Annotated in this window: 7 protein-coding genes; all 7 read right to left on the reverse strand. The window is 51.2% G+C overall.

The window, feature by feature from the left end; genetic code table 11:
- Positions 1-20 precede the first annotated feature (20 nt).
- The 7 genes from ABIC79_RS16065 to ABIC79_RS16095 all read right to left on the reverse strand — a co-directional run bounded on the left by ABIC79_RS16065 (position 21) and on the right by ABIC79_RS16095 (position 10,959).
- The gene (locus tag ABIC79_RS16065) at positions 21-2,525 is read right to left on the reverse strand and encodes a type VI secretion system Vgr family protein (RefSeq protein WP_373689697.1); all 2,505 of its coding nucleotides are present in this window, start codon (positions 2,523-2,525) and stop codon (positions 21-23) included.
- A 25-nt stretch (positions 2,526-2,550) separates the two neighbouring features.
- Positions 2,551-4,155 (reverse strand): type VI secretion system protein TssA, encoded by a 1,605-nt coding sequence (tssA, locus tag ABIC79_RS16070; protein WP_354567767.1) that lies wholly within the window; start codon positions 4,153-4,155, stop codon positions 2,551-2,553.
- Positions 4,155-7,571, reverse strand: a complete 3,417-nt coding sequence (locus ABIC79_RS16075) for an ImcF-related family protein (RefSeq protein WP_354567769.1) — start codon at positions 7,569-7,571, stop codon at positions 4,155-4,157. The genes tssA and ABIC79_RS16075 overlap by 1 nt, the downstream gene beginning before the upstream one ends.
- On the reverse strand, positions 7,555-8,718 hold the full coding sequence (locus ABIC79_RS16080) for a KPHS_23130 family T6SS system protein (protein ID WP_119262419.1): 1,164 nt from the start codon (positions 8,716-8,718) through the stop codon (positions 7,555-7,557). Before ABIC79_RS16080 ends, ABIC79_RS16075 begins: the two co-directional genes overlap by 17 nt.
- A gap of 3 nt (positions 8,719-8,721) precedes the next feature.
- On the reverse strand, positions 8,722-8,988 hold the full coding sequence (locus ABIC79_RS16085) for a PAAR domain-containing protein (RefSeq protein ID WP_119262420.1): 267 nt from the start codon (positions 8,986-8,988) through the stop codon (positions 8,722-8,724).
- Positions 8,989-9,680: 692 nt separating this feature from the next.
- A complete protein-coding gene (locus ABIC79_RS16090; protein ID WP_191996267.1) occupies positions 9,681-10,073 on the reverse strand; it encodes a hypothetical protein in 393 nt (130 codons plus the stop codon).
- A gap of 127 nt (positions 10,074-10,200) precedes the next feature.
- Positions 10,201-10,959 carry a hypothetical protein gene (locus tag ABIC79_RS16095; protein WP_037033070.1) on the reverse strand — a complete coding sequence of 253 codons (759 nt, stop codon included), beginning with the start codon at positions 10,957-10,959 and terminating at the stop codon, positions 10,201-10,203.
- Positions 10,960-11,131 lie beyond the last annotated feature (172 nt).

Consider the following 11,131-nt stretch of genomic DNA (forward strand, 5'->3'; position numbering starts at 1 on the left):
TCCTTGAATTAACAATCGTTCTACCTGGTGCCCAGAATTTCTATATTCATTTTTTCGGGCGCATTGGTGTAAACCTTCATGGTCTTGCCGTTTTCATCAGAAATACCTGTATAAATTGTGCCTTCAGCGGTGGTGATGCGGTATTCCGTTGAAGGAATGGTGTTTCCTTCTTCATCCTGTAAGGCGTAAACCGCACCGTAGCCTTTAGGGAACACCACTGGCGGGGTATTTAGGTTCGCCGGTTCCATCTTTTGCCAGTTGGCTGACTTAAACAGGATGTTTTGCGGATCGGCGATTTCGATATTGCCGTCACTGAGTTTGATGTAACCGCCACCGCAGGTCAGGATCAGCTCTTTGGCGGCGGTGATCGTGACGGTGCTTTCCGTGCTGGTCACGGTGATGTCGTTTTTGGCCAGCGCCGATAATTCGTCACCCTGCGCCTGAATGTCTACTTTCCCTTTCCCGGCGAAGAGTTTCATCCCGGATTTTTGGGCAAACAGGCTGACGCTTTCACCCGCTGCGGCAGTAAAGGACTTGCCGCTGCTGATGTCGGTATTGCTGCCGGACATTACGCCGACGCTCTGACTGCCGGAGGCAACGCGTACCGCAGACGGGCTGACGATACCAATGCCCTGCGGCGCGGACATCAGAATGCCCGCGGCTTTCAGTTTTTTCAGTGACGTATTGAGCGCTTCCTGGCTGTCGGTATCGCCCGGCGTGGCTTTGGCAATTTCCGCCACCTTCGCCAGACTGCGTGCCAGCGTCAGCGCCTGTTCAAGCTGCGCAATGGCCTCGTCCATCTCCAGCTGCTTACCACTGGCTGCCGGTTGCTCGTCGGCGCTGATGAATATGCCTTTTCCGGCCCGAATGGCGCCCCATTCATCGGTGCGCAGTTCAAAACCTTCACCGCGTAACGCACGGCTGGCATCCACGTTATGCCCGAGGTTGAGCTGCGTCTTGCTGCCGTATTCCGTGCTGAGCTTGATATGTTCTTCGCTGCGTTTGTCTTCCATCCGCAGCTTATTGTTGGCCGGCGTGCGGATGACGTTACGGGTGTTGTTTTGCTCTGTGACGTGGTCAGTGTGGCGCGAATCATGCAGCGCGTGTGCGATATACGGCCTGTCCGGGTCACCGTCGTGGAAGGCAATCGCGACTTCCGTGCCCTGTATCAGCGGGAAGTGGATGCCGTACTCATCGCCTCCGTAAGGTTTGGCGAAGCGGACCGGCATGCTTTCCTGACCCTGCGCTTTATCATCCTGATCGGCATCGAATCTGACCCGGTACAGCCCCGACACATCCTGCCAGGCGTAAATATCATTGGCCTTGGCGCTGGTGACGCGCGCCATCAGGGTGCCGCTGACCACGGGACGCGGCAGCAGAGCAGGGCGCCAGCATAAAGTTTCACTGTAAGGTACTGCCATCAGCCGGACTTTCAGGGCATCTTTGCGGCTGCCGCTGAAGTGGGCGTGGATCAATACGACAGGAGATGTCAGCAATTCCGGCAGCGTTGAGGGGATCGCACTGTCGGTAATCGTCAGCACCTGCGCGGGTTGCAGCGTGGCATCGTTACTGAAAAAGGAAAGGGTCGTTTGTTGTGACAAAAAGCGTTCGTGGTCGAGGCGCGCCATAAAGTTGGCGGTTTCAGCCGCCGGATCGGTTTTGCCGCCGGTTTCCGGATGGCGCGGTTTATAGTGATACACCTCGCCGTAAGTGATGCCTTCGCCCGCTCCGCGCGTCATGTCTGCTCTGGCAGACTGTAAAACCTGCTGCGCTTGCCGATGGTTATAATCTTTGCTGGAGACGCCTGCTTGTACCACGCTGTGCTGAATGTTCACTCCCCAGACAGAATCCGCACCGCTGTCGCTCATCCCGGACGGGCTGTTCAGCGGCAGGGTTTTACCGAACTGATAAGCGCTTTGCTTGTCGGCAAAATGGATGACTTCGGTCTGTGCATCGGGTTGCAGGGAGAAAAAATAAAAGATCCCCAGTTCTGAAAGCAGACGTTCAATAAAGGCCAGATCGCTTTCCTGATACTGGTTGATTTGCTCGCGTTTCGGGTAAGTCAGTTTCAGCGAAAACTCAAACTCCCATCCCTTCAGGCCATGTTCGGTCAGCACCTGTTCAATCACGTCAGGGACAGATTTGTTCACAAAGAATCGGTGGGTACGAAACTGCTTTGCGAGCAGTGCCAGAAAGGGCTCGAGCGTAATCTGATATTGCACCTGGTCAGCGGAGCCTGAGATGCGGCGAAAATCCGTGATCACGCCGTGAACGACTTTTTGTTCTGACAGACTTGCCAGCGGGCCGGAGCTCATGGTGAACGTCGCTGGCTGGCGGAGAAGTTCGCCGGAATCGATATCTTTGGCCGTGCTGGTAAACGTCACGTTGTAGCGGTAAAGCTGGCTCATGGCCTCGCTGCCGGTGAAGCTTTCCACATCCAGTTCTGCCTGGCAGGACGGCACGCTCAGGCGGTAGCGGTTCAGGGTCGTTTTCGACAGCGACAGCAAGTCTTGTGCAATATCCATCATGCGGGTATTTCCTTATATTCCGTTAGCCACACAGTACCGCAGCGCGTGCCGGGTCGAGGGCGATGAGTCCGGCCAGCAGATATTCCATGTCACCGTGCAGGCGGGATTTATCGGTGTCTGCGCGGCTGGCTTTCATGCGCAGCAGTTTCAGGCGTCTGGCTTTCACTTCAAACAACAATTCTGGTTCCCACTGCGTGAGAGTGAGCGTCGAACCATTGTTGTCCAGTTCTCCCAGCAGATGCAGCGCCATGTCATTTTTGCCATATTGTTCGGCAACGCGCGCCATTAGCAGGCGTAAAAGCCATAGATGGCGCGGTGTGCGGGTGCCGGGACGGTTCTGAAGCCAGTTCAGCGCGGCTTCCACGCCGCCGCTGTCGGCCTGAGCCAGCGCTTCCGGTTCCAGCTGAAGGATATCGTCATCACCCGCCGTCGTGGCTGATGCGGAAGGTTCATTGCCCCAGTTGCCGGAGGACGTCATCACCTGCTGGTTAATCCAGTTGAGCGTGACCTCATCGGCGAATGGTGTGCCATCATCAAATGCCAGCCCTTCAAGACCGGGTAAACGAGTGAGTAATCCGTTCAGATCCTGCTTAATGATGTCAGCCCAGGTTTCATAGGGGGCGCCTGCTTTGACAAGCGCCTGATGGATGTACCATTGCAGATCCAGCCAGAGATGATTCACCCCCAGAGCAAACAGACTGTCGGTTTGCTCCAGCAGCTCCAGCCAGCTTTGCTGCAGATAAAGTCGCTTGAGCAGGGCGCGGTGTTCGGGTTTCGGCGGCGACAAACGGGTACGTCCGTCGGCAGCCAGCGGAGGCAATTCATGCAGAGTATCCAGCCGGATGCTTTTAATCAGATGATGACCTGAGAGCCAGCCGGATGGCTGATCACGCAGGTATTTCGCCAGCAGTTTTGCCTGGTCGAGCAGGTCGCGTCCTGAAGTCACCGGTTTAAGTGTCGGGGACTCAGCAGACGTGTTTGACGTATGGCCGGTTGATGTTGCGCTGCTGTTCTGCGGGATTACCGCATCAAAGCCACCGGACTGCGCAAGCCGGTTTTCCAGCGCACCATAAAGCACCCCAAACTGCGGACGAGTGGCGGGTTCCCAGGAATTTAATCCCTGTTCGATGAGCGACAGTGCACCGACGATGCGTGAAAAATCATTCTTGTCCACTTCCGGGAACAGCGACAGGCTGTCCAGGACACGTGAGGCTGCCAGCCACTCCAGCGCGGCTTTCCGGCTGGTAGACCGCAACGGATGCAGGGTTTCACCAAAGCGTGTAATTAGCCCGGCCAGCAAAGAAAGGCCGTCGGCCAGACCGGTTTCTCCGTCACGATGCAAACGTGCCCAGATGTAATAGGTCGCAACGCGGACATCTTTGCAGTGTGAGACAAGCAGATTTTCAGCCAGCTTGCAGGTCAGGGACGTATCCGCGCCGGACAGTTTGTTAACCTCTTCACGCATTTGCTGGAAGTTATCGTCATAGCCGGGATCTTCTCCGGCAGGCATGTCCGCCGTTACCGGCTGAAGCCAGTTATCCCAAAGCAAGGCTTGCTGTTGTGCCTGTTCCAGCAACAATGCAGGTTCAGCAGAACACGCGTTCTGTAGTGTGATTAATGTGGCCATTACGGCTCCTCAGCAATAGCGTCGGGATCAAAAGGTTTTTCTGCAGGCGCAAGCGATGCAGCCTGAACCTGGAAAATCTGCACGGGGAGGGTGAAATCACGCAATCTCAATAAAGCCAGCGGTCCTTCACCGGCTTCGGTGCGTAGCGTGTAATTCAACAACCGGTTGTCCGGCGCTTTCCAGGTGATATTAAAGCTGCTGCTCACACCCTGATACGGCGTAACTGACGCTTTATCGAGCAGGCGGATCAGCCCCCAGGCTCCCGGCAGATCGGCAAACTGTCGTGTGCCCGCCTGAGTACTGATCCAGCTCAGGCTGGCGCCCGGTGCTTCGGTATCATTCGGCCAGGTGAAACGTTTCCATGCAGGAAGCTGGTTGTAATAGCTGAGTTTCTGGCTGTCGATCACTAGGTCTGTTTGCATCACATCTTTAGCCGTGCCCGGACGCAGCTCAAAATGCATCCCCGCTTCGCCATTGGTGAAAACCACGTCCGAGAGGTAACTCAGGGTATCCATCGCTTTGAGGAATGCAGGGCTGAAGGTCAGACCCTGTGCATTAATACTGTCCGGCACCCAGTGGCTGCCTTCTTTATGCAATACACCGTTCAAACGGGTTTGCAGGAAGCGTGCGATGCGACCGCTGTCACTGTTGAGGTAGCGGGCCATCAGCGGAAGTGATACTTCACTGCTGGTATTTTTTAACGGATAACGACCACCAAATGCGCTGTTCCAGTCATCAACAATCGCTGTCTGCCATTGTGCGTTCAGGCTCTCGGCTGCGGGAGCCAGTACCTGCTGCCATGCCTGCTCCATCGGTTGAACAAAAATTGTCTGCCCGAAGCCGCTCCATTCCTGACCCAGACTTGCCGCCACCAGACTGCCGTAATCGCGGGTTTCGGTTAGATCAACTGCTTTGCCCTGGAATACCGTTTGCGCCAGCGTCTGCGTCATTGCCTGCGGATCGGCGGCATTGACGACCTGCTGAAGTTTCAGGCGAACTTGTGTGACGCGGGTGAGGAAGGTTTGCAAACTGAGACTGGTGTTACTTTGACCACCTGCTTTATTGTCCATTAACGCGAGTATCGGGCTGAAAGTGGCATCCAGCGGGCCCCGTGCTCCGGCCTGCTGATCAATAGCGGGTTGTTCATCACGGTTTAAGAGATTTTTTGCTGATTTTACCAGCGAGTCAGAGAGCGCTTCTCCGCTCTGACCGGTTTTGCCTTGTATGCTCAGGGTGTTCATCAGCGCCACCAGCGGCGACTGACGTACGTCTGCCATCAGGGTCAGTTGATCGATAGCATCTGACAACGTTTGAGCCTGCTGCCAGTGCAGACTGTTCAGAAACTCAAGCCAGCTGGAGGAGAAGTCCGCGAAGTAACGTTCTTTGAGACGCGCCTGCAATGCTTCAGGTGAGCCCTGCTCTAACACAGCGGTTTTGCTATCACTGAGTACCCAGTCCATTTCTTCACGTCGGCCATTGACCACTTTCTCTATCGCCGGTTTGACAGATTCCTCCCAGGCCTTGCGGGTAAACATGCCCGGCACTACGGCATCCGTGGTAAATATTCTTTCTGCATCGGTATCACCCGCCATATCAGTCAGAGTCATATCCGCATACTGGTGGGCGACCTGTCGAAGCATTTTCTGATAAAGCGTCGATTCGCTGTTGCGTGCGCCCATCAGGCGAACCAGCAAAGTCCGGGTTTGACCGACCAGATTTTCGTCAACAGAAAGCTGCCATTCAGGATGGCGGGAAAGGTTACGGGCATAAAAATCCAACAGCACAGGACCTTCACCCTGCCATACACCATCGGGCACATCTTTACGCTGTGACCAGTCACTCAGCAGTATTCTGCTAAACCAGGTGGGGTCCATTTTTGCAGGACGTGACAGCATCAGATAGAGTTTTAGCTGATCGTAAGCGGGCTTTACTATTGCATCACGACGCGGATCGCCCGGAGGAAGCCCTGCGAAGGTGGTGAGACGGTCTTCCAGGTGCTGAGCGGCAGCGTCACGCAACAGTGGCATTGCACTGGCGGCATACTGAGGCCAAAGTGCAGTCAGCAAAGGGTCAGTCTGATTCAGTCCAAAACGGCTGTACCACGGGGCATGCTGCTGGCGATACTGAAGCTTACCGAGCGTATTTTGCAGTTCGCGTTGGGCTTTGAGTCGCACGGGAAGCACTTGCTTCACATCCGCAGCCTGTTTCACCTGTGCTTCGCTGGTATTTATTGTCTGGCGGTTAACCAGGAAGGACATGACCATTCCTGCACCCCATAACACCATCACACCTGCGGCAATTGCGCCGAACGTTTTGCCCCAGGCGAACCCGAGTTTCTTGGCCGACAACCCTGCGGGTAATGACGGCAGCGAATTAAGCAGAACATCCCAGCGATTATCCTTACCCCAGTGATGTTTCACGGTGCGCTGAGCATTCACCGACACCGGGCTGAACATGATGCCCGCAAGGGGAGAAGGGCGGTAAGGATTCAGCAATGCGGCGACAGGTTCAATAATAACGCCCGGTGCTTGCGCCAGCTGGTCGGCAAGCTGCAACAGGAACTGATTGCGTGTGCTGGCGCTGATTTGTTGTGTACCTTGCGCGATCAGCATCGGTACCAGCGCGGTGAGCTGGATTTTGAGTTCATCAGGTTTGCAGGCAGCAGGCAGCAGGCAGCCGACGGGCTGGGTGATGCGATCTTTATTATCACCCTCGGCCGGATGCAGCGACCATACATACAGCGGCAACCGCCATCCCAGCAGATCAAAGCGAACGGCAAAGGCTTTCGCGGCGCTGTCCATCATGTCGGCAGTGAGGGGGGGTTGAGTCTGCAACTGACCGTTCGCGGTATGTTGCGCCAGCGCAGATGTCACCCAAATCACACCATCCAGCGAGCGGCGGCGAAGATTTCGCAGTGCATTCAGCCACGCGCTGTCTGGCTGGGCGGCCAGATCGCCACCCCATAATAATACTGTGCCACTGTCTTCCTGCCAGTATTGCGATGTCAGGCCTGGCGTCAGACGTTCAACATCAGCTGCACTGCCGGTGAGCAGCAGAATGCGGACTTTGCGTGGCCAGAAACGGCCGTAAGTCTGGCGCAGGGCTTCCCGCAGTTCAGTTACCGTGACGTGGCGTGGTGCAGTTTGTACCAGGCGCTCTTCGCTTCCCGGCAGTATGTTCTGCTGCTTTTCTTCTTCGCGATGCATGAGTTGTCGCACCAGTCGCAGCAGTGCAGGGCCAAAACGCAGCGCTGCACCGAGTACGCAGATCATAAGGAAGGCTCCGGCTTTTTTGCCCGTGGTATCGAGGCCGAAGAAATCACCGTGATGCCATATAGCCCATCCAATGAGGCTAAGCAAAGCCAATAGCAGAACCGTCAGGCCCCCAAAACGCCAGAGCCTACTTAATACGCTCATCCCCACTCCCTGATGCGATGGTGTAAACAAAATTTTCTGCTCCTGTTGTGGATAACGCTAACCAAGATTGTTGTCCGATATGAACAAAATCAGCCCCCAGCGCGAGGGTTAACCATGGGGAGAATGGCCCCTGAATGCCGCAATATGTTTCGATAGTCAGAATATTTTCGGCCTCCCATTGAGTACCCAGCGCATTTCCAATGGTGATAAGTGCGGCGGAGGACCCGGTCCATTTCTGGTGATCACCCAGGACGCGGGCAGTCCGGCAGGCCTGCGTTTGTGTCGTAAGAAGTAAAGTCAGCTCTTCGTTGAGATTACCCACATCCAGTGGCATAGGCCGCAGTACGCGGACGATGTGAGGTAAAGCATGTTCTTGCGCGACATCATCACTGGTGAACAACAATGCGGCCAGACCGTCGGAATAATGAGTATTCCCGTTCATCTGTATCACCAAAATCAACTGGACTGTGGATTCCGGTTGTCCGAGCCTTTCATCAAGTGAACGGAATGAAAGCTGATCGATGATATTCAGCGATGCAGGACGAAGGTTTTCAGGCGCACGGGTCTGCCAGCACTCATCAAACAGTGCGAATAATTTCTGCCTGCCTGATTCAGGTTCATCGGTTAATACCGTGACCTGAAGTGCTAACTCAGGGGGGAGTATCCGCAGGGCACTCTGAATACCTTCCAGCAACGTATTAATGACCGACTTGTTATCTTTCAAATAATCAATGTGGCGAACCAGCCCTTGCTGCTGTGGTAACCCTCTGAGGTTTTGCTTTAATAAGGCCGCTGAAATACTGTCCGGCAGCATGACGCAACTTGCTGAGAGCGCGATATAACGTTCGGCCCATGCGGTCCATTGTTGCTGAGCGTGTTCAGCCTCACGTTGGAAGAACTGGAAACGCTCCATTTCGCGGCCATAAAGATAACCACAGGTACTGAAAGTCAGTATCCAGAGCACTACGGGTATCAGCGCGAATAACCAGATATTTATGGCTTTCAGTGCACTGAATGTTCCTGATGCATGTAAAACAAATAACAACACACCGGCAATCACCGCCAGCACACCACTGATTAACCAGCCACCGGAAGAGGGAGGTGAGGGTTGTTCAGTCGTAAAGGGTTTTTGACGTTCCCAGCCCATGACTTATCCTATTGCGCAATCCGGTGCACCGGAGATGACCTGACAACCGCAAAGACATTTGCAGCCATCCACCACAACTGCTTTACCGTCTGATGACCATTCGGGTGAACCTTCTACAATAGGGTTAACACCGTGGAAGGGAACCGGGCAACTGACTTTGTCACCGACTAACGCGACAGGTTTTCCGTTTACAATCATGGTTGAAGAGGCTGAAATAACAGAGCCACCGTGTGTGGTTTTGTCGCCGAGTAATACGAAGCCTTTTGGCATGAAAATTCCTTTTATTTGATGTTCAAATAACATTGATGAAATAACGTTAAAGGTACTTTAAAGTACCTTTAAATGTACGAATCTTAAATTTGGTTTAATTTTTTTTGTCGGGAGAAGTTACGTAATTTTATTAATATTCTTGAGGTCTGTTTTTACGTAAAGTGTCCACGCCGGAGTTAATAAATATAATGCCCATGGATTCTACTTCTCATTTATTCATCTATATAAAAATACTGGCGACCTCAAGTGGAAACGGTTTTGTATAAGGTGACGGGTTTTGAACTTCCACATTAACCCATTGAGTATCAGAGGGTGGTGATAATGTATGGTCGGTGTTGCTAACACAGCCGCAGTTTGATAAAACAAAAGTCATGAGAATTATTGATTTGTTATTCATTTTGTAATCCTTGTAAAACAGGATGTGTTAATTATTTGATTTCGGAATTATTAATTTTATCAAAGCTCGGATTAATGCTACCATCGGAGATTACTGAACCGTCCGGGTATACAAAACTGTAAAAAACACCATGTTTATTTTCTTTTGGCGCAACCATTCTTGTTATTTTTTTCGTTTAAAAGCGGTTTGTATTGAATGTTTACATTCTCAGGGCTTTTTAAGCTTTTCAGAGATAAAAAATCTTTCTTCCCGAAGAGATTTAATGTTTTTTTATTTGGGTTGATTTCTTCCTGTATTACGGGGAATTATAAGGGTGAAATACTAATGTTCCCTGAAAAATTATCAAATTTCCCATTGCGAGCAGCAATATCATCAAAAGCGATCGTTGCTCCAACCGCTGTACCCGGTACCAAATCTTACCGAGATGTGTGGCATCGATATATTCAATGCCGAGATTAAACTCACTCAGTGTCCATTCGCATGATCCTCCACCCTTCACTGCCACTTTTGCATGCCAGTCATTAGTGTTCCCCTGTTGCAGGAGAGGGACTTTAATACCATTATAACTTGGCTTTGCTTCACGGGAGCCATCAACTCTGTTTATGCTAATTTTCATGCATTTATGAGAACTATAAACTACTTCAAGTGGAAACGGTTTTGTATAAGGTGACGGGTTTTGAACTTCCACATTAACCCATTGAGTGTCAGAGTGGGGTAATAAGGTACGGTCTGCTGTAACTGCACAGCCACTTTTTGGTAAAAAGTCAGAAGGACTAATGTTTTATTGTTCATTCTGGAGTCACTTAAGTTATCAATTATTCAACCTTCATTTTATCAACCAAGTTAAAATCAGGAAAAAGCGTTCTTTCAGGAGCAATGCTTCCATCGGGATAAACTATTTTTGCATGGGCGCCATCAATTTTTTTTTCAGGCTCGATAAATTTAACAATTTTACTTTCATCTACCTTGGGGTTAAATAAAATATTATTAGCATTGATTTCACGATAAGAAACAAAACTTTTTTTACCTAAGAGTGAAAGGGTTTTTATTTTTTCAGAAATATTTCTTTCTCTTATGTATGGGTAATATTTCTCTGAAATCCATATATCTCCCTGTACAGCGGTAAACTTCCCATTGCGAGAAGCATCATCATCAAAAGCAATGCTAGCACCCACGGCTGTGCCAGGTACGAGATCCTTTCCCAGATGAGTCGCATCAATATATTCTATCCCCAGATTTAGGGCACTCAACGTCCAGTTGCAGGATCCACCGCCGGTCATCGCAACCTTTGCCTTCCAGAGATCATTATCTCTTTGCTGCAGCGGGATTTTAATGACGTTATAGCTTGGTTCGGTAATGACAGAACCATCAACACCGCTTACTCTTTTTTTCAAACATTTATGAGAAATATATCTGACCTCAAGTGGAAACGGTTTTGTATAAGGTGACGGATTTTGAACTTCCACATTAACCCATTGAGTATCAGAGGGTGGTGATAATGTATGGTCGGTGTTGCTAACACAGCCGCAGTTTGATAAAACAAAAGTCATGAGAATTATTGATTTGTTATTCATTTTGTAATCCTTGTAAAACAGGATGTGTTAATTATTTGATTTCGGAATTATTAATTTTATCAAAGCTCGGATTAATACTACCATCGGAGATTACTGAACCGTCCGGGTATACAAAACTGTAAAAAACACCATGTTTATTTTCTTTTGGCGCAACCATTCTTGTTATTTTTTT

Source organism: Rahnella sp. 2050, assembly GCF_040544515.1.
In the GTDB taxonomy this organism is placed as follows: Bacteria; Pseudomonadota; Gammaproteobacteria; order Enterobacterales; family Enterobacteriaceae; genus Rahnella; species Rahnella aceris.

Bases quoted from the DNA above. Each gene is read 5' to 3' on its own strand.
- tssA (WP_354567767.1), bottom strand. From the start codon at position 4,155: ATGGCCACATTAATCACACTACAGAACGCGTGTTCTGCTGAACCTGCA.
- ABIC79_RS16065 (WP_373689697.1), bottom strand. From the start codon at position 2,525: ATGGATATTGCACAAGACTTGCTGTCGCTGTCGAAAACGACCCTGAAC.
- ABIC79_RS16085 (WP_119262420.1), bottom strand. From the start codon at position 8,988: ATGCCAAAAGGCTTCGTATTACTCGGCGACAAAACCACACACGGTGGC.
- ABIC79_RS16080 (WP_119262419.1), bottom strand. From the start codon at position 8,718: ATGGGCTGGGAACGTCAAAAACCCTTTACGACTGAACAACCCTCACCT.
- ABIC79_RS16095 (WP_037033070.1), bottom strand. From the start codon at position 10,959: ATGAATAACAAATCAATAATTCTCATGACTTTTGTTTTATCAAACTGC.
- ABIC79_RS16075 (WP_354567769.1), bottom strand. From the start codon at position 7,571: ATGAGCGTATTAAGTAGGCTCTGGCGTTTTGGGGGCCTGACGGTTCTG.